The following is a 24,441-nucleotide window of genomic DNA, read 5'->3' on the forward strand; positions in this document are numbered from 1 at the left end:
GGACATCCCTCCCGTGCAGTTCACGATCGACCACGCCGACCTCGCCGCGGCTGTCGGCTACGCAGCCCGCACCCTGCCCTCCCGGCCGCCCGTCCCGGTCCTGGCCGGCCTCCTCCTCGACGCCACCGGCGGGGAGAGCCTGCGCGTCCGCGCGTTCGACTACGAGGTCTCCGCCGACACCACCGTCCCGACCACCGTCACCACGCCCGGCCGCGCCCTGGTCCCCGGGCGGCTGCTGGCCGACATCACCGCCACCCTCCGCGGCGCCGTTCACCTCGACCTCGACGCCACCCGCCTCACCCTGCGCGCCGGCTCCGCCCGCTTCACCCTGCCGCTGCTGCCCCTGGAGGAGTACCCCACCCTCCCCGAGCCCGGCGCCATCACCGGCACCCTGCCCGCCCTCGCCTTCGCCGAGGCCGTCTCCCAGGTCGCCTGCGCGGTCAGCCGCGAGGAGGCCCTGCCGGCCCTGACCGGCGTCAGCCTGCGCCACGACCACGAGGCCGGCACCCTCACCCTGTCCGCCACCGACCGCTACCGCTACGCCGTCCGCACCGTGCCGTGGAAGGACGCCCCGCTCCCCGACACCAGCGCGCTCGTCCCCGGCCGCGCGCTCCTCGACGCGGTCAAGGCCGTCGCCGACGACGCCACCGTCGACCTCGCCCTCCCCAAGCGCGGTGGCCTGTTCGCCCTGCGCGGCGGGCAGCACACCACCACCATCCGCGCCCTGGACGGCGAGTTGCCGAAGTACGCCTCGCTGTTCCCCACCGAGTTCGCCCACACCGCCACCGTGGAGATCGCCGCCCTCAAGGCCGCCGTCCAGCGCGTTGCCCTCGTCTCGCCGAAGAAGGATGGCCCGGTACGGCTGACCTTCACCGGCGACGGCACCCTCGTCCTGGAGAGCGGCAGCGGCGACGGCGCCCAGGCCCTCGACGCCGTCGACACCGCCCTCAACGGCGACGGACTCACCATCGCCTTCAACCCCGCCTTCCTCCTCGACGGACTGGGCGCGCTGACGGCCGAGTCCGTCGACTTCGGCTTCACCTCGTCCACCAAGCCGGCCGTCCTGCGCGGCCACGGCAGCGACGACCAGACCCTGCGCTACCTCCTCATGCCGATCCGCCAGACCGACTGACCCACCCTCGGGAGGGCCGGGCCCGCTGCGGCCCGGCCCCCATCCCACCCACCCCTCACCGAGCACCCGTTCAAGGAGCTGACCATGAGCGACACCCACAAGAACCACGCCGCCATCCGCTACACCGCCGACGTCGTCGCCGTCACCGACGACAGCCGCGTCCTGCTCATCAAACGCGGCTGGCCGCCCTTCGAGAACCACTGGGCGCTCCCGGGCGGGCACGTCGACGACGGCGAGACCGGCCTCCGGGCCGCCGTGCGCGAGCTGGAGGAGGAGACGGGCGTCCGCGTCGCCGAGGACGAACTGCGCCTGGTCGGCGTCTGGGACCAGCCCGACCGCGACCCGCGCGGCCGGTACGTCACCGTCACCTACCTCGCCACCGTCCCCGCCACTACCCAGGCCGTCGCCGGAGACGACGCCCGCGACGCCCGCTGGTGGCCCCTGACCGACCTTCCCGAGCAGTTGGCGTTCGACCACGCCGACATCCTCGCCGCAGTCCTGCGCCCGGCCGCCTGACACCGCCGCACCCATCCCCGGCGGGGCCGCCAGGACTCTTCCCTGGCGGCCCCGCCGGGCGGTTCGACCGCTCCGTTCTCCACGTGGCCCGGACACCGGGCCACCGCACCCGACACCGACCACCCCACCCTCTTCGTCCTCCTCGGCCACCACCGCTGGGTCACCGCCATCCAGGCCGCCGACCTCTACATGCGCCGCGTCCACGACTGGACCCGCTGGTGCCTCCACTCCGGCGACGACCCTGACGAGGCGATCCTCCGCATTCCCCGCGCCCGCCACACCCACGCCACCATCCACTGCCACCCCGACGACAACTGGCACCTCGCCTGGGCCCGGCCTGGCGAGCCTGGCGCCCTGCCGGTCACCGTCATGCGGCACCCCGCCACCCTGATGACTGCGGCCGCCGTACCTGACCCTGACTGCGACGAACAGGCCGCCACCTGGGCGCTCTGACCGCACCGTCACGACGAAGGCCGTCGCCCCGCATCCGCGCGGGGGCGCCGGCCTTTTCGTGTTTCTGGGACGTGCCCTGAAGCGATGCCGGATCGAGGTTGAAGGCGTCTTGGCTGACGCTGAGCTCCTGGTGCATGAGGGGAGGCTGGTAAGGATCGATCTGGCAGGGGTGAGTCCGGCCGGGCGTAACGCGCGGTCTTCATGGCGAGTTATCACGGCGTGATAGGTGGGCGGTTGCTGAAGTGGAGTGAGGGGCTATCACGGCGTGATAGCTCGCGACGAGTTCGTAACCTTGCTAACGCGTCAATGGCTGAAATTGATCTAAGTAGTTAGTACAGTGACGCCTATGACGTCACCTGACACGGGCGGCGACCGGGAGAAGGTCGTCACCAAGCTCACCAGCATCCTCCGGCAGGACCTCAAGATCCGCGCCGCGCTCCACGGCCTCGACATGCAGAACGCTGTCGAAGCCGGCATCACTGCCTGGCGCAGCCTCGGTTCAAACCCCACGTCCGTCGACACCGCAGGAGCAGAGACTTACGCCACCTTCCTCCCTGAAGGCCTGTGGGACGGATTCCGCGACGACTGCAAGAACCGCGGTGTTTCCCTCACCCAAGGCATCGCCCAAGCCGTCACCCTCTGGCTCGACAACAACCCCGCGCCCGAGGTCAAACGGCCCGCGACGGTTCGACGCTTCATCGTCTGCAACCAGAAAGGCGGCGTCGGCAAGACCGCCATCACCGCCGGCCTCGGCGAAGCCCTTGCCGAAGACCCCACCGCGCTCGTCCCTGTCCGCGTCTCCAAGCACTTCGCCGCACTGCTCGAAGAGGAGAACCGGCCCGAAGACCCACTCGCCCTGGAAGACCTTCCCGGCCTCGGGCTGCGCGTACTCCTGGTCGACTTCGACCCCCAGGGCCACCTCACCAAGCAGCTCGGCCATGAACCGCTCGCCATGAACGGGGACTCCCTCACCAACCACATGGCAGGCGAAGGCAAGGGCGAACTGTCCGACCTCATCGTCACCGTGGACGAGAACCGCTTCGGCGGCAGACTCCACCTCCTGCCCGCCTGCACCGACGCCTTCCTCCTCGACGTCCGTCTCGCCTCCGTACGGGCCCGCGAAGCCGCCCTCGAACGCGCACTGCGTCCCGTCGAAGCCGACTACGACGTCATCATGATCGACTGTCCCCCCAGCCTCGGTCTCAGCATGGACGCCGCCTCCTACTACGGACGCCGCCGGGACAACGAAACAACCGGCAACTCCGGCGTCCTCATCGTTGTCCAGGCCGAAGACAGCAGCGCCGACGCCTACGGCCTGCTCACCTCCCAGATCGAAGACATGCGAGGCGACCTCGCCCTCGACATCGACTACCTCGGCCTCGTCGTCAACCACTACGACGCCCGCCGCGGATACATCGCCACCTCCTCCCTCCAGTCCTGGATGGACATAAAGGATCCGCGCGTCGTCGGCGTCATCGGAGACCTCAAGGAACAGAAGGAAGCCGTCCGCGCCAAGCGCCCCCTCCTCGCCTACGCACCCCGGTGCGAGCAGTCCGTCGCCCTCCGCGCCCTCGCCCGGGAGATCAGCAAGTGAGCAAGGCCAAAAACCTCGGCGCTGGCACGTCCTTCACCCAGGCCCGCCCCATCAGCGCACGCCGCGCCGCGATCGGCGCCGCTACAGACGCCCCCACCGAAGGCGTCCCCGACCCGACCGAACTCCCCCTCCACCTCATCAGCCAGAACCCCGACAACCCACGCGAGGCACTCCGCAACCTCGACGGCCTGGCCGAGAGCATCCGCGAAATCGGGCTCGTCAACTCCATCACCATCGCCACCCTCGACGCCTACCTCGCCGAGCGGCCCGACCGAGCCGGAGACCTGGACGAGGACACCCGATACGTCGTCGTCGACGGCCACCGCCGCCTCGAAGCCACCCGAATCGCCGGCAAGGACACCATCCGGGTCAGCGTCAACAACAAACTCGTCGCCACCGACCAAGCCCTCCTCGAAGCCGCGTTCGTCGCCAACGTCCACCGCGACGACATGAACCCCATCGAACAGGCCCACGCACTCAAGACGCTGGTCAAGTTCTACGGATCGCAGAACAAGGCCGCCAAGCGACTCGGCATCGGACAGTCGACCATCTCCTCCAAGCTGTCCATCCTCGAGCTCGACCCCACGCTCCAGGCCGACCTCGTCGAAGGGCGCCGCACCGTCGAGCACGTCCGTAACCTTGCCAACCTGACGCCCGAAGAGCAGCGCGCCAAGGCTGACGCACGTGCCGAAGCCGCAGAGAAGAAGGCCACTGCCAAACGGGGGGTATCACGCCGTGATAACCCTGGCGCTGGCACGATCGCTCCCCCTGCCAACAGTCCACAGCCCGACGGCGCAGCAGACCTATCACGCCGTGATAACCCCGCTGCCCCCCAGAACGAGGCACACGCCTCGGCAGATGACGTTCCCGCCCAGAGGAACAGCTCTGAGTCACAGGAGAAGACCACACAGCCTGCATTCGAGCAACACACCCTCAGCGAGACTTCCCAGACGTCCGTCAGTGCCGAGGTTCCCTGGCACGACGGAGCAGCGCTCATGGATGCCGCATTCGACCGGCTGGACCCTGCCGAGCGGAGCGAGTTCATCCTGCGTTACTTCCGAAGGAGCCAGGGAGTCGAAGCCGTCATCACCGACATGCGCGGAACCCTCCCCGCACAGGCCCGCTCCTCCCTCGCAGCCATCTTTCACGAAGTTGCCGCAGGGCTTCTGAAGGACACATAGCCAGCCGCAAGGGCCTCTGCTCCCCCACACCCGAAGGGGAGCAGAGGCCCTTTTTGCTGTCTGGGTACCCAACGCGATGCCGTAAAGCCCACCCCCGCCGCAGTTACATCACGAGACCCTCTCGACCTCATACGAGAACAGGTTCCGCCCTCTCACACTCTGTGCCCACCACATCCTGCACCTTGAAGCAGGCCTTTCCTGGAAGCGGCAGTATGCGCCTCGTGCAACCACCGCACAGCACTCCCCCACCATCACCATGCCAGGCACGATCACCTACCGACAGGCCCATGCGCGACAAAGCGGACACCGCGTAAGCGGTAAATAGCGGCAGGTGCGACGTATGCCAACCCATTCGAACGTGCTGGCCTGTTTCCTCTGCCACCTCGTAAACAGTGATCTCCCTCCTGTCGCGGTGACCCAGGCCGTGATGGGGTGCGCGGCGGGCGCGTACAACCCATAAAAAGGGGATCACAGAAGTGAAGATCAACCGCTTACCGATGTGGCGGCACATAGCCGCCGGAGCCGCGCTGGCTCTGCTGGCCGGGACAGGAGCAGGCACCGCGACAGCCGCTCCCACCCCTCCTGCTCCTGGAGTGGGGGCTTTGCCAGCCGCGGTCGCCGCAGCCGGACCGCAGGACCTGTCGGTCATCGCCGCTGGCGGCGCACGGCCAGTGTCGGGCAAGACCCCATCGGCCGGCCCCAAGTTCTCCAAGTCGGGCACCGTGTGGAGGGTCATCACCCCTCAGGTGGTGCTGCGTAACACCGTCACCGACGCCGACGGGGACACCGCGAACCTGACGTTCCAGGTCTACACGACGAACGCGGACGGCACCCCGAAGGCACAGGTCGACCTCGACGGAACAGGCCAGCACGGCGTACTGGTCTCCCCGTATGTCGCCTCGGGTGCCACCACCTCGGTGAAGGTCCCGTACGGCAAGCTGAAGCCCGGCGTGCTGTACAAGTTCCGCACCTCCGCCTACGACGGCAGCCTGTACGAAACGACCTGGTCGCCCTGGGCGGACTTCCGCATCGACCCGTACGTGAAGTTCCCCGCACCGCAGGCATCGTCGACGATCGACCCGCTGGCCCAGACCGAAACCGAGATCACGCGCACCGACCCGGGCGCTGTCGCTCTGACCGGTCTCAAGGCCACCGGCAAGCCGTCCTGTTCTACGATCGATGCCCAGGGCCGCAAGCTGTGCATCGAGGTCACTCCGCCATCCGAGCAGAACAAGCAACCCGCCACACCCCCGCGAGTCTCGGCCGCCGGACCGGTTGACCTGGTGTCGTGGTGCGGAAGCAAGCCGGTCGGCAAGGACTACATGAACCGCACCGAGGCGTGCCTGAAGAACCTCGGCACCGCCACGCTGATCTTCCTGGACACCGACCCGCAACTGCCCTCCCTCGGCACAGCCACGTTCGACCTGCAGCAGCGGATCAAGACCTACCCGAACAAGGGCGCATCGGGATCCGACTTCGCCGAGTTCGACCAGCAGCTCGTCGCCATGCCCCGCAACATCGACGCCGCCCTCCAGGGCGTCAACCTCACCTGGCTACCCACCAACAACTGCTCGTCCTGCACCACCTCACAGACACGGTGGACAGACATCTACGGCGCTCCCGCCACCGGCCACTGGGCATTCTCCGAAGCCGGCCCCCTCAACGCCCGCTACGGCACCGTCCAGACCACCTGGTCCGGCACGGGCAAGGAGACCATCGACCTCGGATGGGCCATCCGCGGCACCGTCGACGTCAGCCTGGACGCCTCCGCGACCGCCGACTTCGGAACCTCCGGCATCACGCAGGTACGGGAACTCGCACCGCGCTGCGACGACATCGTCAAGGGCTCGGCGCCGGGCTGCGTGCTGCCATTCTTCAAGACGACCTGGACCGTGGACACCAACCTCTACCCGGCGGCCGGCGCCTACTACTGGTACATGCAGCAGGTGATGCCCGATCACGCCGGCTCCAAGCGGTGGGACTCCCTGATGCACTACCTCGGCCCGGACACACCGGTGAAGAACAGCGCCGGCGGCACATGGACATCGGACAACAGCCGCACCCGCGTATGCGACAGCACCTGGAGCGTCCACCCCTCCGACGCATCGGTCGGATCGGTCGACTGCGACGAGTTCGCCATGGCCTCCACCCATGAATCCGGCGGCTACCCCAAGAGCGTCAACTTGGTGACCTCGGGCAGCAAGTGCGCCCAACTGTTCACCGACAAAATGGGCGACGGAACGGCGAACTTCGGCATCCTCGCCGACACCCGCACTGCGACGAACGGCCCCAGCGGCACCGAGCGGTGCGGACGCGCGGCGATCCCGAGCACGCAGAACCAGCAGGCGTTCAACGGGTTCCCGGCTCCGGCATGGCGGATGCTGGACGGCGACGGGTTCTTCGTCACCCTGCCGGGCTTCGAACACTGCACCTCGGCCGCGACCACCTGCACGTGGCGCAAGATCGGCTGACACAGGCTGAAGCGCCGTAGATGAGGACAGGTGAGGGGGCTGGCCTGCAGGCAAGCCCCCTCACCCCTTGCTGTCAGCCGGCCAAGGGCCGCCACTGGCCTTCTTGTACGGGATCGATACTGCTCAGCCACACCAGCGCGCCATCGACCAAACCGGGCTTGTCGCGCGCCGCCAAGGCTGGGGCTTCGACCATGTCGGCAGCCTCCTCCAGGTATGTGACCAAAGTGTCACGCTCGTCACCGGGACCTTCGCCATACCGAGACCAACGGCCCAGGTAGCCGGTTGCGGCATCCAGGTACAAGCCCGAGGTGCTGTCGGCCGGGCCCAGAGCAACCAACGGAATCCAAGACGCCTCCCATACAGTCACCTGGTCTTCCTCGGACCGACCAACGTTGAGCGTGTCCTGGTGGGCCTGTGCATCTGTCTTCATCCGGTAGAAGGCAGCCACAGCCTCCAGGGACATCAGTGCTGTATTCCCCGGGAGGCACCCTCGGCCGTGGACCCCGTCATCACCTGCAGTCAAAGTCCACAGGACACTCAGCTCGCCAGGCACCCGGATACCGAGCTCGCTCTCCAGAGCGGCAATGTCGGCAAGGCTGGCACCGGCACGCAGCGCGGCACGAGAAACAGGAGCATTGCGCTCGAGCCAGCCGGCGAAACGCCCCCAAGCATCGGTGACCTGTCGATCAGTGACCGCATCAGCAGCAGGTGCAGCAGTCTCCGCCAGCGGCCTCTGGTCCTGCTCCTGAGTTTTTGCAGCGCGGGAGGGGGCTGGGCTTACGTACCGGATCTCGATCCGGTCGGCCTCACGGATGTAGCCGACGACCAGGGCAGGGCATTCCTCGAACAGGTCGCCGTCAACCGCCACGTTGAGAACGCCAGGTAGACCCGAAGGCCAACCCATATCCGGATTGTCTGCCAGCTGACTGGCTAAGACCTTCAACGCGTAAGGGACACCCGCTCCGAGCTGGGCCCCGGTGTTGCTTACGGCCTGAGGAATCTCGACATTCACAGCCTAGAACTCCTTGCTTGTCGGGCATAGGGCGATGCTTCACACAGTAAGACGCCTACCCATGGGACAGAGCAGACAAGATGCTAGGCATGCTGATCCAGCCCGGCTGCCTATGGGTATCGTCGGCCCGCACCCCAAGACGCAAGGCGTTACAGATCGTACGGTCCGCTCCATGAAAATCCTGCTGCAGTACGGACCGGACCACGGCCGAACCCTCACCACCGATCGAGTCCACGCCACGGGTGACGAGGTACACGTCGCTCCCGGCCGCTGCGTCTACCTGCTCACTGACCAGGAGGACGACCGAGGCCGGAGGATTGCCAAGGTCTACTTCGACTGAGCCGCGGCCTCACCAGCCCTTTGCTCCGTCATCTACCTGACGGAGCACGGCAGGAAGCTCCGCTCAGGGCCGGGCGAAGATGTCGTGGGTCCCGATGCGGCGCCACACGATGTGCCGGTCCCCGGTTATCCGTGCTCGGCCGTAGCACCACGTCGCGCGCCCGTCCGGCGCCCAGGTCAGCTCGTAGATGCCCGGGGCGGAACGGACGCCCTTGATCCGAAGGCCCGGGTGGAAGCGGCGCCCAATGCGCAGGTCGGGGACGAAGGCCTCGAGGACGGCGCGGCGGAACCGCTGGCGCTGCGCGGGGGTGAGGCGGTCAAGGTCGGCGGCGAAGCGGGTGGTGGTCTCGAACGTGGGCACGGTGGTTTCCTCCGGGCAGCACGACGAGGCCCCCGGTGGATACCGGGGACCGGGTGAGGGTTCGGGGGGAAGCGGAAAGAGTGCGTTACGTGGTGCTGATAGGCGTCAGGCGACAGGTTGGGGGTGGTGCCGGAGAGCGATGACACTCCGGGCCGGCCCCGGGCCGTATCCCGCCCGGCGGGACGCGGGCGAGAAAGTCGGCGGCCTCGTCCCGCCAGGCGGGACGTGCACCGGATCGGCCTTTTCTTACTGGTCAGCGCGGTGTGGCGTGGTGGTCATGATGGATGTCAGGCTGCTCAAGCGCGGTCAGATGTACCGCTACTACCTGCGGCAGGTCGTCGTCGGCGACTACCTCCGACCCGTCCGCACACCCCTCGGTATAGCCCAGGTACAGGTGGGTGTTCCGCCGGGCCGGTGGACAGGACGGGGTCTGGCCGACCTCGGCCTGCGCGCCGGGGCGATCGTCACCGAGGACGAGCTCCGCCAGCTCTTCGGGCAAGGCCGGCACCCGCACGGCGACCGGCTCGTCACCGAGGCGCTCGCCGCCGGGAAGACTCCGGCGGTCGCGGCGAGGGCCGGGAAGCTCGGCCGGGTCGTGGAGGTCACCGGAGCGGATCTCGTCTTCCGCCCGCAGCCGACCATCCAGCTCCTTTGGGCGCTAGGCGGCGAGGAGGTGCGGCGGGTGATTGAGGCCGCGCATGAGCGGGCGATCGAGGCGACGCTCGTCTGGATTGAGGACCACGCGGCAACCATCCGCGTTGGTGCCCAGGGCCGCTACCCCACCCGGCCCGTCCACGGCCTGGCTTTCGCGCGCTTCCGCCACTACGAGTCGAGAGCCGGAACCCCGCTGCTCCATGACCACGTCCTGGTGTCCCTGCGCGGGCTGCGCCCGGACGGGAAGTGGGGTGCGGTCCATTCCACGACCCTGCTGGAGAACGTCGTCGCGGCCTCCTCCCTCTACAACGAGCTCGTCATGGCCGAGGTGTGCGAGACGCTGGGCGTGGCCTCCGAGCCGCGCACCGTCAGCACGGGGCGCCGGCCCGTGATGGAGGTGGCCGGGGTGCCGCACGAGCTGATCGGCTGGATGTCGAAGCGCGGCCAGGAGATCGACCTGTGCCGCCAGGAGCTGGAGCACGAGTACGTCACCGCCGTCGACGAGGACGGCAACCTCAAGTTCGCACCCGTCGTCTCCGAGGAGGCCCGTACGAAGCTGAACCGGATCGCGGCCAGGAAGACGCGCCCGCCGAAGCCGGAGGCCCGCTCGCTCGCGCAGCTGCGCGCCGACTGGAGGGCGAGCGTGAAGGAGTTCCTCGGGGAGGCCGCCGAGCTCGTCGACATGCTGCTGGAGCGGGTCCGGGCCGCGGCCGCCGCGATCCGTGCCAGGGTCGCCGAGACCCTGGACGTCGCCCTGGCCGCCCTCGGCGTCAGCGCCATGGTGTTCGTGATGAGCGGCAACGGGCTCTTCCACCGCCGCCATCTGCTCGCCGAGGCACGCCGGTTCCTCGCTCTGGTCCAGCGCGGTCGCCGCCGCGAACCCGGTCTGGACGACGAGATCGTGGACACGGCCATCGCGGCGTACTGCCTGGACGTCACCGAACCGAAGACCACCCGCGGGCTGCTGGCGGACTACCGCCTCTACACCACCCACTGGGCCCACCCCGACCCGGCCCGCAGCCGCCGGCGCGCACCGGAAGCGGCCCCCGACGCCGACCACCGGCCCCCGGCCGGGCTCACCGCTCCGAACGTCCCGGCCCCGCCGGACAAGCCGGGGGAGTGGGACATCCCCCGCGACGCTCCGGTCCTGCCGGTGGAGCTGGGGGAGTGGGAGATCCCGCGCGTCCCGCTGCGCTACGACCGCGCGGTCATCGCCTCCACCGCCCTCACCCACCAGTTGCGTACCGCGCGCGGCGCGGGGCGCGCCCGCTACTACGAGGGCGTCGTCGCGCACCAGCAGGCCGCGATGCCTGAACAGCTCCTCCTCTTCCCTGACACCGACGTCGAGGAGCCGGAGGCCGGGGGCGAGCCGGTGGACTACATGGAGAGGCTGCGGGCGCTACAGAAGGCGCGCGCCGGGACGGACGTACAGGACCTGACCGCCGAGCAGATCAGCAGCATCCAGACCCGCATCGAGGAGATGAAGAGGCGCGGCGAGGCGCTCCGGGAGCGCTATGAAACCCGCCCCGAAGCTCCCGCTCCCCGACCGGTCCTCGAGGACCAGGAGCACGGGCAGCATCCTGGGCAGCCCGGCACCGGACATGGAGGGGCGAGTCGCTGAGTGGACTCCACTCTCCACGGGTGGGCTCCACTCCGCGGAGAGTGGCGCCCACCGAGTGGAGCCCACCCACTTCTTCGTTCCTCAGCCCGCTGGGTGGACCGGAGGCCGAAGTGACGGTCGCACCGGATGGGACGCGACCGGCGGCCACGCCCTGGAGGTGGGGGAGGGAAGGCGAGGGTGGGCGGAGCCGGTCACCGATGTACGGAGGTCCTCGCCATGGCCCACCCGATCCCGGATCTCACACCCGAGTACATGGAGCGCTTGGAGCAGCTCGCCGACGCGGTCCGGCTGCGGGCGGTGCTGTACGCGGCGCCCGCCGTGCCCGCGCCAGCGCGGGGGTGCCGGACGCGGCAGTACCCCGGGGGCCGGCCTAACCCGCCCAGGGCCGTACACCCGCACCGTTCCCACCGCCGCTGATCCCACTGCCTCCACCTGGCGCGGCCGTGCGGCCGGGGGGTGCCGCACCGCGCCACCGCGTGGAAGTGGGTTCCACCGGCCCCGGGACAAACGGTGCGGTCAAGGGGTAGTCAAGGGGTAAAACGGACACCACCGTTCACGGTCTCGACCCCCCGGGGCGGACCTGTCGAGTGGAGCCCATCCGGTGGATTGCACCGGATGGGCCGCAGCTCCCACCGAAGTGGCCGCCACGAAAGTGGGCTCCACCCGGTGGAGGGCGGAGCCCACTTCCGTTCCACTCCATCCGGTGGATCTCACACCGTCCCGGCTGCCGGGCGGAGTCCACCGGGATGTGCCGCCCGGGGTCAGGCGGCGGGCGGTCGGCCGGTGGCGACGTTGCCGCGGATGTCGGCGGCCTGCGCCGAGGCGGTGGCGGTCTGCATCGTCGTCGTTTCCATGGGGGCTTAGCTTTGTTCGCGAGAACCGGTTCTGGCACAACTTCTGTGCAGCTACCCCGACCGGCCTTCTGTCTGCCCCACAACAGGCCCCTGACCTGCTGGTTCCCGGCGCACTCCAGCCTTGGCCACCGAGCTTCGACTCGACACCACAGAAGTTGTGCCAGAGCCCGAGAACCGACAGCAGATGTTCACCACTTCGGGAGTCACTTGAGTGAGTCCCGTAATCGAACTGGGCCTCTCCTCGGATCAGCCCGCCCAGGGGAGAGAGACCCACCTGGCGGCACCGAAGGATCCCGAGCGGCTCTCGCTCTAACTGGCGTCGAGCGAGGCCGCGATGCCCTCAAGGATCCCGATGAACTCCTCGGCCGGGATCTCGATCCCGAAGACCGCACCGGCGTCTTCGGGGTGGCTGACCAGGTGTTCCTCACGCCAGAAGTCCAGCGTGATCACCAAGCGGTCCTCTTCGCGGAACAGGTAGGCCATCACGTTGTCGGTGGTGGGCCCCCAGAGCAGGAACCGAAACCGGCTGCGCAGCTGGTAGTCGGCCTCGGACTCGTCGTCGTCCCCCGCGTGCTGCCTGAGACGCCGGTGTGTGGCCTCGGCGGAGAAGCCGGCGAACGGCAAGGAAGAACCTTCGCCGGACCGCAGCCAGGCAGCGGTGTCCAGCACATCGCGGCGGAACTGGGGGACGTACGCCATATTGTCGTCGCAGGTCAGCCACTTTCCAGCCATCCAGAGGTCGACCCGGCACAGTGGGCCCGGTTCGCCGACCTCTGCGGCGAACCTGGACTTGTCTCCCAGAACCACGTTCATGCCGGTGACCGTCGCAGGTTCAGCCCTTCATGAACAACCGAATACTTCGTCGGTCCAGTCGCTGGCGGGCCTCAGTGGAAATCGAACGGCCGCTGACCGGGTGACTCCCGAAGTGGTGAACATCTGCTGTCGGTTCTCGGGTTCTGGCACAACTTCTGTGCAGCTACCCCGACCGGCCTTCTGTCTGCCCCACAACAGGGCCCTGACCTGCTGGTTTCCGGCGCACTCCAGCCTTGGCCACCGAGCTTCGACTCGACACCACAGAAGTTGTGCCAGAGCCGGTTCTCGCGAACAAAGCCAGGGACTCCTTGTCCGTGTCGGGGCGAGCGCCTGCCGCACCCGCCTGCCTGCCTGTAGAGGAGAGAGGGGTTATCGGGTGGCGGGGGCCGGGTGGGCCTGGATCGCCTGGTGCAAGGCGGAGCTGTTGAGGTGTTCCAGGACGTCGGCCGGCTCCTCGTCGTCCTGGACGAGCAGCCGCGTGATGAGGTGCAGGGCGGTGCGGGCGAGGGGTTCGGCGGTGTGCGGGCCGGCCGTGGCCCAGGTGCGCAGGGTGGTCACGAAGACGCTGCCGAGGGCGTCGAGGGCGAAGGAGTCGTCGCACGGCTCCGGCCCGCGTTCGCCGACCGTGGTGACGGGGACGACGATCCGCTCGACGACGTCCACGATCAGCTCGGGCATCCGCGGTTCGGCGGCCGCGAGCTCGCCGGCGAACTCGGTGTCGTCGACGCTGACCGCCCGCAGGTGGTCGAAGACGTCCATCACCGCGTCCGGGGTCATCGGGACGAGCGGTATGGCAGTGGTGTTCTCGGGCACGTACGGCTCCTCGGTTCCGGGCCGCCCCGCTGATCACGGCGGCCTCAAGACCGATGCTCGGATCGCAGGCCTGTGGACAGAGCCCGGAGATTTCTCCCACCCATCACAAAAGGGCGAACAGGTCAGCAAGGGTCAAACCGCCCCTTCGGCTGCCTCGATCGCCCCGGCGGCACGTCCAGTCCTGACCCCTTGTCCAGCTCTGCTACCGCCCTGGTGGCCGACGCATTCTCCAGGGATCCGACCGTGATGCCGCTCACGGACAAACCCGCACGACAGTGGCCTAGTCGAGGAGGAATCGGGCACCGGATGCCGGTGGCGGTCAGACCGCGGACAAGGGGGTCTTCCTCACGGTGGGCCCAGCTCGTACGCACCTCCGCGTACGAGCCGGACGCTCACCGACCCGGCCCGCAGGCCGGGGGAAACCGAGGACACCGTGCCCACCGAACCCACGCCCGACCCCGCCCGCGACCACCACGCTCCCTGCGACCGCCGGCCTTTCGACGACGTCGATCGGGACCCGCTGGTCCCCTCCGCGGGCCCCTCCGTCGCCCCCTCCACGGCCGCTTCGCCTGCCGGGCGCGTCTCCGCAGGCCAGCCCCGGAAATCAGGGTCCCGCGAGGCGTTCGACAACCCTCCTAGGAGTTGTCGTCAAAGTGTCAGGCCCACATCAGGAGTGACGCGAGGGTGACGGCTGCCTTGTAGGACTGGGCGGTCTTGTCGTAGCGGGTGGCTATGCCCCGCCATTGCTTGAGGCGGTTGAAGCATCGCTCCACGACGTTGCGGTGCTTGTAGATCTCCGCGTCGAAGGCCGGAGGGCGCCCACCGAGGCTGCCCTTGCGGGCCCGGTTGCGGATCTGGTCGGCCCGCTCGGGGATGGTGTGTCTGATGCCGCGGCGCCGCAGCCAGGTGCGGATCGCCTTCGAGCTGTAGCCCTTGTCGCCGATGACGTGATCGGGCCTGGTGCGGGGTCGGCCCGGTCCGGTCCGGGGGACCCGGATGGCGTTCATCAGCGTGGTGAACTGGGTGCAGTCGTTGGTGTTCCCGCCGGTCAGGACGAACGCGAGCGGGCGGCCGAGCGCATCGCAGGCGAGGTGAATCTTGCTGGTCAGTCCGCCTCTGGACCGGCCGAGGGCCGGGCTCTGGTGCCCCCTTTTCGGGCCCCGGCCGCGTGCTGGTGGGCGCGGACGATTGTCGAGTCGACCGACACCAGCCACTCGATGTCGCCGGCCGCGTCCGCCTTGGCCTGGGCGGCCCGCAGCATCCGGTCGAACGTGCCGTCCGCTGCCCAGCGGCGGAACCGGGTGTGGAGGCTGGTCCACGGACCGTATCGCTCGGGCACGTCCCGCCATGGAACACCGGTGCGGAACTTCCACACGATCCCGTTCAGGACCATCCGGTCGTCCAGCCGGGGCCGCCCCAGCGCAGGCCGGGGCAGCAACGGGCGTATCAGGTCCCACTCGGCATCGGACAGTTCATGGCGACGTATCACCACACCATGATCCACAATCCAAGATCGCTTTGACGACAGGCTCTAGAAAGGGGGCCAGCAGGAACCGAGGGGAGGCGTGGGGTTGACACGATTCCCACCACGCATCTCCGACGGCCAGCGCTGGTCAATGACGGCCGCGGTCTCCTTGCAAGCACCGCAGGCATTGCTCCGATCCGGCACCCACCAGTACGGAGAGACCGAGAGGCTTTCGTGTTCTATGCCGCACAGCGTCGCGCCGGAACCTGTGTAGGCATAGGCCGTGTCGTAGGCGTGGGCCACGTCCTCAGGAAGATCCGGCGATTCCGCCCGCTCCCAGCGCCCGTACATGGGCTGGTACTGGGGTCGTGAAACCTCACGGGGACCGTATCCCAGCTCGGTCCACGCGTAGCACCAGGAGCAGAACCACCGCTCCTTCACCGGCAAGTCCCACGCCATTCGCGGTTCAGCCACCGGCGCCCGCCGCATCTCGTGGCCACACACATCACACGTCACAGCCGGATCCTGTCATGCAACGCCACACCCGCCGTTGGCAGCGGAGTCTTCGACCGACCCGCATTTTGTTAGGGGTTCTAAGAGCGCGCCCGCGTACGCGAGGAGGAGATTCACCCGTCCGGGCATCCCGGCGACCTGGCGAAGCACCCCTTCCCGGCCCGCGCTCTGGAAGGCTTCGGCCATGAACGAGGACACCGACGAGGATCTGGCCGTCAAGACGCACGCCGCCGTCCAGCGGTTCGGGGACCGGGTGTTCCAGTGCGATGCGACGGCGGTGTGCACGATGCCGGACGGCACCCGCGCCTACGCCCTCCTCGACGGGGTCGGCGACACCCCGGCAGTCCGGGCCTGGACCCGTACCGCCGCGCGGCGTCTGGCCCGCGCGGCCGCTGGACATGGCGAGGCGGAGGCCGGCCTGCGCGCCGAGTACGAGCGCTACGCCGCCGACCCCGCCCGCCACACCCCCGACCACGACCTCCCCGCCGCCGCGGCCGTCGTCGCCGTCCACGCCCCCGGCGGCCTGTTCTCCGTCGCCTGGTCGGGCGACGCCCGCGCCCACCCCCTCCTCGACGGCCTCGGACTCCTGCGACAGCTCACCGAGGACCACAACGCCCGCCGCGTCTGCGACGGCTACGGCGACCGCAACCTCATCACCGCCTGCCTCGGCGGGACCCGCGACGACGAGGAGACCGAACAGCACTGGGGGCACCCGGCCATCGAGTACATGTCCGGCCCCGCCCGCCCCGGATGACTGCTGCTGGCCTCCGACGGCGCCTACGAACCCCGCGAGGACATCGACCACGACCTGGGCGGCTACCTCACCGGCGATCCGTACGACGTCGCCGAGTTCCTGGTCGACGACGCCGTCCGGCGTGCCCGCGCGCAGCGGGACCCGTACGCGGACAACGCCACCGCCCTGATCGCCCGTATCACCTGCCCACCCAACTAACGAGAAGATCAGTAGTGGCCACTGCGGGAGGCCGCGCGTGGGTCGAGAAGCAAGCCGCGCGACACATCATGGCGGCCCGTGTCCGCTTGGCGGCGGCCAAGCCTCACCCGCAGACGGCAGCCGAGTTCCGGGAGCTCCTCAGTCGGCAGTGGGCAGCCAGGCCCAGGTTGTCTTTCCGGCTTCGGTGCGCCTGCAGCCGAAGGAGGTGGCCAGGGCTTGGACGATGAACAGTCCGCGACCGCATTCCTCTTCGGTGCGGGGAGTGTGCCGGGCGGTAGTGGTCAAGGACGCAGGGCATCGGTCGCGGACGGCTATCAGCAGTCGGCCGGCGTGAAGGAGCAGGTGCAGTTCCACCGGTCCTCCGGCGGCATGCCGCTCGGCGTTGGTGACCAGTTCGGAGACCACGACCAGTGCGTCGTCGATCGCGGGCCGGGGAAGGCCCCAGTCGGTGAGGGTGGTGTCGGCATGGTGCCGGGCAGCGGTTGCGGGACGGTGGGCCCTGAGCAGGGGAAGGCGGCTGGACCGGACGTTCAGGTTGGTTCGGAGCCGCTGGACGACTGTGGGCTGGGTCGCGACGTTCACGGCTGCTACCCCGCTTCGGGAGAGGAGAGGGCTCGGTCTCCTGCCGGGAGGTGTCGCGGAGCTCTGTGGCGAGCTGGTCGGCAGGGAGGTAACCGAAGGAATTCACTCAAGTTAATAAAGGGTTAGCAATCCATGTCAAGAGGGACAGAAGTGCCGTGCCTCGCGATCTCGGCCGATTGCGCCTGCGTTCCTGGTGGTTGCTGAAAGTGAACGCGCTCGACCACATAGGGGTCGAGAAGATCTGCCGGGAGATTCAAGCGGATCCTCTCTCGGCCTGCTGTTTCGTCGCGCCGTGAGGCCTTGGAGGGTGGCGACTGGACGGGCCCGGCCGCCGTGCGGCGTGCCGGTCGGATGTGGTCAGGTGTGGCTGATTCTGGCGGTTGGGCCAGCTCAGAGGTTTGCTAACTCAATTTATTAATGAGTTAATGACCGGTAACGGGAGCGCGGGTATCGGACAGCGCCTCACCCTTCCGTTCCCGGGGGAGGCCGTCGTCCCGGGCGCCGGTGGCGCGGGGCGGCGGCCGTGCGCTATACCGTTACTAATCGTTTACCGACACAGGGGGCAGACATGCCGGCCATCACATCCGGGACTGCCTCGAGCGACGGGAAGGCCCGGCCGACCGCCAAGGACGTCGCCAAGGCGGCGGGCGTGTCGAGGTCGGCCGTCTCGTTCGCGTTCAACAGCCCGGAAAAGCTCTCGGCCACCACCCGGGACCGCATCCTGGACGTGGCCAAGGAGCTGGGTTATGCCCCCAACACTCTGGCCCGCATGCTCAAGGCCGGGCAGACCCAGTCGCTGGGTGTGCTGCTGCCGCAGAATCTCGCGCGCGTGATGGAGAACCCGTACTACGCCCGGTTCCTCACCGGGGTGGGGCAGGTGTGCGACGAGCAGGGGTACACGATGCTGCTCACCCCGCCGCTGCGGGACTCGGTGCTCAAGGCGATCCCGTACGCGGCGGTCGACGGGTTCATCGTGTGCGGCCTGGAGCACGACCGGGGCGAGGTCGCCGAACTGCGCCGGCGCGGCATCCCCTTCGTGCTCGTGGACAGCAGCCCCCACGAGGGGGTCTCCAGTGTCGATGTCGACGACGAGGGCGGTGCCTACGAGGCGGTGCGGCACGTCCTTGATCTCGGGCACCGCCGGATCACGCTGTTGTCGTTCGATCCGGGTCCCGAGCGGGCCGAGCGCGGCTACCGGGGGCCGCTGGCCCGCCGCATGGCCGGTGTGGCCCGCGCTCTGGAGGAGTCCGGGATGACGGTGCAGGACATCGAGGTCGTCGAGGTGCCGGCCACGCGCATGGACGGATTTCGGGCCACCAAGAAGTTCATGGCCGCCCGGCCCGTCACCGCGATCGTCACGATGTCGGACATCCTGGCCTTCGGCGCTGTCGACGCCCTGCACGACATGGGTCTGGAGATTCCCCGGGACGTGTCCATCACCGGTTACGACGACCTGCCCGACGCCTCCTGGATGCGGCCCCGTCTGACCACGGTGCGGCAGGCCATCACGACCAAGGGCCGCACGGCGGCGGATCTGCTGTTCTCGGCCATCAGGCAGGAGGACCAGCACCCCCACCAGATGCTGGGCACTCATCTGATCGTCAGGGACTCCACGAGCCGGCCCTCCGCCACGAACTGACTTCCCACCTCACTCGCACCCCGTCCGCCGTCCCGGCGTGGCGGGGTGCGGCGTTTTACCAGCTCAAGACCACTTTCTGTTGGCCGTTCCGTCCTGCGGCGCCGCGAGTGGCTGCCAACATCCACGTTACACAAACGTTAACTAACTGCTGTTAATAACCTGCTAACGTCTGCGTCATCAAAGAGCTCGCGAGGGGCTCACCCCGCCGCCCGCAGCGGAACCCGCTTCGGGTGGGCGGGGGAGTCCACCCGCGGCCCGGCCTTCCTGACACGACCGATATGTGCGGGAGGTGCATGATTGCTAGCTGTCGTCGGTTCCGTCCCGCTCCGGCGGCAGCGCCCGGGCCGCCCTTCCGGTCAGACTTTCTCCGAGGAGTTCCCCATGCGCCGTGGTCTTGCGGCAGCCGTCGTCGTAGCGGCTCTCACCATCTCTGCGACTGCCTGCTCCGGCGGCAGCTCCGGCTCTTCCGACAGCTCCGGCCCGGTGACGATCACCTGGTGGGACACCTCCGACGCCACGAACGAGGCCGGGACCTTCAAGACCCTGGTCAAGGACTTCGAGAAGGCCAACCCGAACATCAAGGTCAAGTACGTCAGCGTGCCCTTCGGCGACGCGCAGACAAAGTTCCAGACCGCCGCGGGCAGCAAGGGCGCCCCCGACGTGCTGCGCGCCGACGTCGGCTGGACCCCGGGCTTCGTCGAGGCCGGCTTCCTCGCCCCGCTGGACGGCACCGCCGCCGCGGCCGAGAGCGGCAAGTTCAAGCAGAACCTGATCGAGCAGGCCAAGTACCAGGGCAAGCTCTACGGTGTCCCGCAGGTCACCGACACCCTGGGCCTGATGTACAACAAGGAGCTGTTCACCAAGGCGGGCATCACCAAGGCCCCGGCCACCTGGGATGAGCTCAAGGCGGACATGGCCAAGGTGAAGGAGAAGACCGGCGTCGACGGCTTCGCCTTCAACCCCCAGGCGTACTACGCCATGCCGTTCCTGTACGGCGAGAACACCGACATGGTCGACGCGGCGAAGAAGCAGATCACGCTGAACTCGCCGGCCGCCGTCAAGGGCATCGACACCCTCAACTCGGTCCTGGCCGCCCCCGGCATCCGCAAGCTCGACACCACCAGCAACGCGTACGCCAACATCATGGACGCGTTCAACAGCGGCAAGGTCGCCGCCATCATCCAGGGCCCCTGGGAGAACGCCAACGTCTTCAAGGGCGCCGCGTTCAAGGACAAGAACAACCTCGGCATCGCCCCCCTGCCCGCGGGCAGCGCCGGCCAGGGCGCGCCGCTGGGCGGTCACAACCTGGTCGCCTACGCCGGTTCGGACGCCAAGCACCAGGAGGCGTCGCAGAAGTTCATCGCCTTCATGACCTCCGCCGACTCGCAGAAGAAGGTCGCGCTCGCCAACGGCACCCTGCCGACCCGCGACGACGCCTACACCGCCGAGGTGAACGCCAACCCGGGCATCGCCGGTTACTCCCAGCTCCTGGGCGGCGGCAAGCCGCGCCAGCCGCTGGCCCAGTACTCCTCGCTCTACACCCCCTTCGAGACCCAGCTCATCAAGATCGTCTCGAAGCAGGAGGCCACCAAGAGCGGTCTGGACAAGGCAGCCGCCGAGGCGAAGAAGCTCCTGCCGGAGTTCAGCACCCAGTAACACCCCCGCGGGCCGCCCCCTTCGCCTGCCGAGGGGGCGGCCCGCCCGGCGGACGCTCCTTTTCCTTCCCTGTCCCATGAGGTGCCGAGATGGCCACAGTCGTCGAGGGCAACACTGCCCGCCAGAGCCACCGCGGCCGGGGCTCCGGCCGCGGCCCGATGCAGCGCGTCAAAAACTCCTACAACCAGTACTGGTACGCCTGGGCCATGTGCGTGCCCGTCGTGCTGGTGTTGCTGGCCGTGGTGGCCTATCCCCTGATCCAGGGGATCTACCTGACCTTCACGGACGCCACCAGCGTGAACGTCGGGCGCACCATCGGCGTCAACGAGATCCCCGACTCCTACTCCTGGGTCGGGCTGAAGAACTACACCGAGATCCTCACCGGCGCCAACAACCAGTTCTGGCCGCACTTCGTGTGGACGGTGATCTGGACGGTCGCCTGCGTCGCCCTCACCTACGCCCTCGGCCTGGGCCTGGCGGTCGCGATCAACCGGCAGATCAAGGCCCGCGGCTTCTACCGCATGCTGCTGATCCTGCCCTGGGCCGTGCCGACCTTCGTGACGATCTTCGCCTGGCGGCTGATCCTCGCCGACGACGGCGTCGTCAACCAGTTCCTGATCGGCCTCGGCCTCGGCCTGGACGGGCCGTCCTGGCTCAGCGATCCCTTCGCCCAGAAGGTCGCCGCGATCGGCGTGAACATCTGGTGCGGCTTCCCCTTCATCATGATCTCGATGCTCGGCGGACTGCAGTCCATTCCCCGCGAGCTGTACGAGGCGGCCGAGATGGACGGCGCCACCCCCTGGCAGCGGTTCGTCAACGTCACCCTGCCCGGCCTGCGGCCCGTCAGCAGCACCGTGATCCTGCTCGGCGTGATCTGGACCTTCAACCAGTTCAACGTGATCTTCCTGCTCTTCGGCGGCAACAGCGACAGCGTCCAGATCCTGGTGACCTACGCCTACCGGCTCTTCTTCGGCCAGCAGCCCCAGGACTACGCCCGCTCCGCGACCGTCGGCATCCTGTGCCTGTCGCTCCTCGTGGTCTTCACGAGCGTCTACCGCCGCTGGCTCAAGCGCAACGACCAAGGGGCCCTGTGATGACCACCATGACCACCCCGCCGGCCGGGGGCATGCAGGCCCTGAACGATCCCGCCCGGCTGCGCAGCCGCCGCGGGCGCGGAGCCTCGCTCTCCCTGCACACCCTGCTCGCGGTCTCCGCCTTCATCGCCGTCTTCCCGGTCCTGTGGATCGCCTACATCTCCCTCGGCCCCGACAAGAACGACTATCAGCACCCCTCCCGCATCCTCAGCAACGCGACGCTGGACAACTACACCCACGTCCTTACGAACACCGACTTCGGCACCTGGATGCTCAACAGCATCATCGTCGCCTGCGGCACCATGCTCATCGGCGTTCTGATCGCCGCCAGCGCCGCCTACGCGGTCTCCAGGATGAAGTTCCTCGGCCGAGGCTCGCTGATGTACACCTTCCTGCTCACGCAGATGTTCCCGGTCGCCGTCCTCATGGTCCCCCTCTACAAGATCATGGGCAGCCTCGGTCTCCTGGACACCTACGGCGGGCTGATCATCATCTATTGCTCGACCGCGGTCCCGTACTGTGCGTGGCTGCTCAAGGGCTACTTCGACACCATCCCCGTCGAGATCGACGAGGCCGGACGCATCGACGGCCTCTCCCCGTTCGGCACCTTCTGGCGCCTGATCCTGCCCCTGGCCCGCCCCGGACTTGCCGTCGCCGCGTTCTACACCTTCATCACCGCCTGGGGCGAGGTCGCGTTCGCCTCGAAGTTCATGCTCACCGAGGAGAAGTACACCCTCGCCGTCGGCCTGCAGAGCTACATCAGCCAGTTCAACTCCCAGTGGAACTACATGGCCGCCACCTCGGTCCTGATCGCCATCCCCGCCGGCGCGGTGTTCTACGTCGTCCAGCGCCACCTCGTGGCCGGCCTCACCGCCGGCGGCACCAAGGGCTGAACCCCTCCGGGCACCAGCCACCCGGGCACCTTCTTCCCATCCCTCTTCTCCACGCCGGCGCACCGCTTCGCCGCGCCCTGACGTGAGGACCCGCCTTTATGACCCAGTCGCCCGCCGTCCAGCCCGCACCCGCCGGCTCCGCCACCGACTGGTGGCGCGAAGCGGTGATCTACCAGGTCTACCCCCGCAGCTTCGCCGACTCCAACGGCGACGGCATGGGCGACCTGCCCGGCATCACCAGCCGTCTTCCCTACCTGCGCGACCTCGGCGTCGACGCCGTGTGGCTGTCGCCGTTCTACTCCTCCCCGCAGGCCGACGCCGGCTACGACGTCGCCGACTACCGGGTCGTCGACCCGATGTTCGGCACCCTTGACGACGCGGTCGCCCTCATCGGCGAAGCCCACCGCCTGAACCTGCGCATCCTGGTCGACCTCGTCCCCAACCACTGCTCCGACCAGCACGTCTGGTTCCAGCAGGCCCTGCGCGAAGGACCCGGCTCGCGCATACGCGAACGCTTCCACTTCCGCGACGGCAAGGGCGAGGACGGCGAGCTGCCGCCCAACGACTGGGAGTCCGTCTTCGGCGGCCCGGCCTGGACCCGCACGAAGAACCCCGATGGCACCCCGGGCCAGTGGTACCTGCACCTGTTCGCGCCCCAGCAGCCCGACTTCAACTGGGAGCACCGGGCGGTCCGCGACGAGTTCGGCTCCATCCTGCGCTTCTGGCTGGACCTGGGGGCCGACGGCTTCCGCATCGACGTCGCCCACGGCTTGGTCAAGGCCGACGGCCTGCCCGACCTCGGCGACCACGAGCGGATGCGGCTGCTGGGCAACGACGCCGGACCCTGCTTCGACCAGGACGGCGTCCACGAGATCTACCGCCACTGGCACACCATCTTCGCCGAGTACGCGGGTGAGCGGATCGGTGTCGCCGAGGCATGGGCCCCCACGCTGGAGCGGACCGCGAACTACGTCCGCCCCGACGAACTGCACCAGGCATTCAACTTCCAGTACCTCGCCACCGCCTGGCAGGCCGCAGAACTGCGCCAGGTCATCGAGGGCACCCTGGAGGCGATGCGGCCGGTCGGCGCACCGGCGACCTGGGTGCTGTCGAACCACGACGTCACCCGGCACGCCACCCGCTTCGCCAACCCGCCGGGCCTGGGCACCCAGATCCGCGAGGCCGGCGACCGTGCACTCGGCCTGCGCCGCGCCCGGGCCGCGAGCCTGCTCATGCTCGCCCTGCCCGGCTCGGCCTACATCTACCAGGGCGAGGAACTCGGCCTGCCCGACGTCACTGACCTGCCCGACGAGGTCCGCCAGGACCCCGCCTACTTCCGCGGCGCCGGCCAGGACGGCTTCCGCGACGGCTGCCGCGTACCGATCCCCTGGACCACTGACGGCACCTCCTACGGTTTCGGGTCCGGCGGCTCCTGGCTGCCGCAGCCCGACACCTGGGGCACGCTCAGCGTCCAGGCCCAGACCGGCGACGCCGCCTCCACCCTGGAGATGTACCGCAGCGCGCTCGCCCTGCGCCGCAGCCACCCCGCGCTCGGCAGTGCCGACAATCTGCGCTGGCTGCCCAGCCCTGACGGCGTCCTGATTTTCGAGCGCACCCTCGAGGGCGGCCCGGCGTTCATCTGCACCGTCAACGTCACCGGCGAGCCGGTCACCATCGACACCCCCGGCAAGGCCCTGATGGCCAGCGAACACACCACCACCGGCACCGCCCACACCGTCCTGCCCGCGGACGCCACCGTGTGGTGGACCACCGCCTGACCCACCGCCCCCCTTTTTTCTCCTGTCGACGGCTCCGCACCCGCCTGCCCGCGGG

At 68.7% G+C, this 24,441-nt stretch carries 20 protein-coding genes; 14 read left to right on the top strand and 6 right to left on the bottom strand.

Annotated elements, in window-relative coordinates:
- The first annotated feature begins 13 nt into the window (after positions 1-13).
- From dnaN to ACIP5O_RS34280, 6 genes are all read left to right on the top strand, one after another.
- Positions 14-1,132, top strand: coding sequence for a DNA polymerase III subunit beta (gene dnaN / locus ACIP5O_RS34255; RefSeq protein ID WP_401300924.1), 1,119 nt, complete (start codon positions 14-16; stop codon positions 1,130-1,132).
- Positions 1,133-1,216: 84 nt separating this feature from the next.
- Positions 1,217-1,648, top strand: coding sequence for an NUDIX domain-containing protein (locus ACIP5O_RS34260; RefSeq protein WP_401300927.1), 432 nt, complete (start codon positions 1,217-1,219; stop codon positions 1,646-1,648).
- Between the two features lie 189 nt (positions 1,649-1,837).
- The gene (locus tag ACIP5O_RS34265) at positions 1,838-2,101 is read left to right on the top strand and encodes a hypothetical protein (protein ID WP_401300930.1); all 264 of its coding nucleotides are present in this window, start codon (positions 1,838-1,840) and stop codon (positions 2,099-2,101) included.
- A gap of 346 nt (positions 2,102-2,447) precedes the next feature.
- Positions 2,448-3,695: a ParA family protein gene (locus ACIP5O_RS34270; RefSeq protein ID WP_401300932.1), complete on the top strand. Its 1,248-nt coding sequence runs from the start codon at positions 2,448-2,450 to the stop codon at positions 3,693-3,695.
- On the top strand, positions 3,692-4,876 hold the full coding sequence (locus tag ACIP5O_RS34275) for a ParB/RepB/Spo0J family partition protein (protein WP_401300934.1): 1,185 nt from the start codon (positions 3,692-3,694) through the stop codon (positions 4,874-4,876). Before ACIP5O_RS34270 ends, ACIP5O_RS34275 begins: the two co-directional genes overlap by 4 nt.
- Positions 4,877-5,352: 476 nt before the next feature.
- Positions 5,353-7,347 carry a hypothetical protein gene (locus ACIP5O_RS34280; RefSeq protein WP_401300937.1) on the top strand — a complete coding sequence of 665 codons (1,995 nt, stop codon included), beginning with the start codon at positions 5,353-5,355 and terminating at the stop codon, positions 7,345-7,347.
- 73 nt (positions 7,348-7,420) lie between these two features.
- Here the strand turns inward: ACIP5O_RS34280 and ACIP5O_RS34285 are convergent, their stop codons facing one another.
- Positions 7,421-8,359, bottom strand: a complete 939-nt coding sequence (locus ACIP5O_RS34285) for a hypothetical protein (protein WP_401300940.1) — start codon at positions 8,357-8,359, stop codon at positions 7,421-7,423.
- A 172-nt stretch (positions 8,360-8,531) separates the two neighbouring features.
- On the opposite strand from ACIP5O_RS34285, the gene ACIP5O_RS34290 reads away from it, so the two are divergent.
- Positions 8,532-8,699 (top strand): hypothetical protein, encoded by a 168-nt coding sequence (locus ACIP5O_RS34290; protein WP_401300943.1) that lies wholly within the window; start codon positions 8,532-8,534, stop codon positions 8,697-8,699.
- A 63-nt stretch (positions 8,700-8,762) separates the two neighbouring features.
- Here the strand turns inward: ACIP5O_RS34290 and ACIP5O_RS34295 are convergent, their stop codons facing one another.
- A complete protein-coding gene (locus ACIP5O_RS34295; protein ID WP_401300946.1) occupies positions 8,763-9,059 on the bottom strand; it encodes a hypothetical protein in 297 nt (98 codons plus the stop codon).
- A 277-nt stretch (positions 9,060-9,336) separates the two neighbouring features.
- On the opposite strand from ACIP5O_RS34295, the gene mobF reads away from it, so the two are divergent.
- Positions 9,337-11,334 (top strand): MobF family relaxase, encoded by a 1,998-nt coding sequence (gene mobF / locus ACIP5O_RS34300; protein ID WP_401300948.1) that lies wholly within the window; start codon positions 9,337-9,339, stop codon positions 11,332-11,334.
- A 1,163-nt stretch (positions 11,335-12,497) separates the two neighbouring features.
- Here mobF and ACIP5O_RS34305 read toward each other — a convergent pair.
- The 3 genes from ACIP5O_RS34305 to ACIP5O_RS34315 form a co-directional block, all read right to left on the bottom strand.
- Positions 12,498-13,001: a hypothetical protein gene (locus tag ACIP5O_RS34305; RefSeq protein ID WP_401300951.1), complete on the bottom strand. Its 504-nt coding sequence runs from the start codon at positions 12,999-13,001 to the stop codon at positions 12,498-12,500.
- Positions 13,002-13,370: 369 nt separating this feature from the next.
- Positions 13,371-13,814: a hypothetical protein gene (locus ACIP5O_RS34310; protein ID WP_401300954.1), complete on the bottom strand. Its 444-nt coding sequence runs from the start codon at positions 13,812-13,814 to the stop codon at positions 13,371-13,373.
- A 656-nt stretch (positions 13,815-14,470) separates the two neighbouring features.
- A protein-coding gene (locus ACIP5O_RS34315; protein WP_401300983.1) for an IS5 family transposase occupies positions 14,471-15,300 on the bottom strand; the annotation gives its coding sequence in 2 pieces (ribosomal slippage) (positions 14,471-14,964 and positions 14,964-15,300; 831 coding nt in all).
- A 676-nt stretch (positions 15,301-15,976) separates the two neighbouring features.
- On the opposite strand from ACIP5O_RS34315, the gene ACIP5O_RS34320 reads away from it, so the two are divergent.
- Complete coding sequence (locus ACIP5O_RS34320) at positions 15,977-16,546, top strand: mucin-2 (RefSeq protein WP_401300956.1); 570 nt, start codon at positions 15,977-15,979, stop codon at positions 16,544-16,546.
- 336 nt (positions 16,547-16,882) lie between these two features.
- Here ACIP5O_RS34320 and ACIP5O_RS34325 read toward each other — a convergent pair whose 3' ends face one another.
- Positions 16,883-17,326 carry an ATP-binding protein gene (locus ACIP5O_RS34325; RefSeq protein ID WP_401300959.1) on the bottom strand — a complete coding sequence of 148 codons (444 nt, stop codon included), beginning with the start codon at positions 17,324-17,326 and terminating at the stop codon, positions 16,883-16,885.
- A 568-nt stretch (positions 17,327-17,894) separates the two neighbouring features.
- On the opposite strand from ACIP5O_RS34325, the gene ACIP5O_RS34330 reads away from it, so the two are divergent.
- The 5 genes from ACIP5O_RS34330 (at position 17,895) to ACIP5O_RS34350 (ending at position 24,386) form a co-directional block, all read left to right on the top strand.
- Positions 17,895-18,965, top strand: a complete 1,071-nt coding sequence (locus ACIP5O_RS34330; RefSeq protein ID WP_401300961.1) for a LacI family DNA-binding transcriptional regulator — start codon at positions 17,895-17,897, stop codon at positions 18,963-18,965.
- 381 nt (positions 18,966-19,346) lie between these two features.
- Positions 19,347-20,621, top strand: a complete 1,275-nt coding sequence (locus ACIP5O_RS34335; protein WP_401300964.1) for an extracellular solute-binding protein — start codon at positions 19,347-19,349, stop codon at positions 20,619-20,621.
- Between the two features lie 89 nt (positions 20,622-20,710).
- Positions 20,711-21,715 carry a carbohydrate ABC transporter permease gene (locus tag ACIP5O_RS34340; RefSeq protein ID WP_401300966.1) on the top strand — a complete coding sequence of 335 codons (1,005 nt, stop codon included), beginning with the start codon at positions 20,711-20,713 and terminating at the stop codon, positions 21,713-21,715.
- Entirely contained in the window at positions 21,715-22,608 is an 894-nt protein-coding gene (locus tag ACIP5O_RS34345; RefSeq protein ID WP_401300969.1) for a sugar ABC transporter permease, read from the top strand. Before ACIP5O_RS34340 ends, ACIP5O_RS34345 begins: the two co-directional genes overlap by 1 nt.
- A gap of 98 nt (positions 22,609-22,706) precedes the next feature.
- Positions 22,707-24,386, top strand: a complete 1,680-nt coding sequence (locus ACIP5O_RS34350) for a glycoside hydrolase family 13 protein (RefSeq protein ID WP_401300972.1) — start codon at positions 22,707-22,709, stop codon at positions 24,384-24,386.
- The last annotated feature ends 55 nt before the right edge of the window (positions 24,387-24,441 follow it).

This window comes from Streptomyces sp. NPDC088915, assembly GCF_044749825.1.
Classification (GTDB): Bacteria; Actinomycetota; Actinomycetes; order Streptomycetales; family Streptomycetaceae; genus Streptomyces.

Bases quoted from the DNA above. Each gene is read 5' to 3' on its own strand.
- mobF (WP_401300948.1), top strand. From the start codon at position 9,337: ATGATGGATGTCAGGCTGCTCAAGCGCGGTCAGATGTACCGCTACTAC.
- ACIP5O_RS34345 (WP_401300969.1), top strand. From the start codon at position 21,715: ATGACCACCATGACCACCCCGCCGGCCGGGGGCATGCAGGCCCTGAAC.
- ACIP5O_RS34270 (WP_401300932.1), top strand. From the start codon at position 2,448: ATGACGTCACCTGACACGGGCGGCGACCGGGAGAAGGTCGTCACCAAG.
- ACIP5O_RS34350 (WP_401300972.1), top strand. From the start codon at position 22,707: ATGACCCAGTCGCCCGCCGTCCAGCCCGCACCCGCCGGCTCCGCCACC.
- ACIP5O_RS34290 (WP_401300943.1), top strand. From the start codon at position 8,532: ATGAAAATCCTGCTGCAGTACGGACCGGACCACGGCCGAACCCTCACC.
- ACIP5O_RS34335 (WP_401300964.1), top strand. From the start codon at position 19,347: ATGCGCCGTGGTCTTGCGGCAGCCGTCGTCGTAGCGGCTCTCACCATC.
- ACIP5O_RS34260 (WP_401300927.1), top strand. From the start codon at position 1,217: ATGAGCGACACCCACAAGAACCACGCCGCCATCCGCTACACCGCCGAC.
- ACIP5O_RS34265 (WP_401300930.1), top strand. From the start codon at position 1,838: ATGCGCCGCGTCCACGACTGGACCCGCTGGTGCCTCCACTCCGGCGAC.
- ACIP5O_RS34320 (WP_401300956.1), top strand. From the start codon at position 15,977: ATGAACGAGGACACCGACGAGGATCTGGCCGTCAAGACGCACGCCGCC.
- ACIP5O_RS34330 (WP_401300961.1), top strand. From the start codon at position 17,895: ATGCCGGCCATCACATCCGGGACTGCCTCGAGCGACGGGAAGGCCCGG.
- ACIP5O_RS34340 (WP_401300966.1), top strand. From the start codon at position 20,711: ATGGCCACAGTCGTCGAGGGCAACACTGCCCGCCAGAGCCACCGCGGC.
- ACIP5O_RS34305 (WP_401300951.1), bottom strand. From the start codon at position 13,001: ATGAACGTGGTTCTGGGAGACAAGTCCAGGTTCGCCGCAGAGGTCGGC.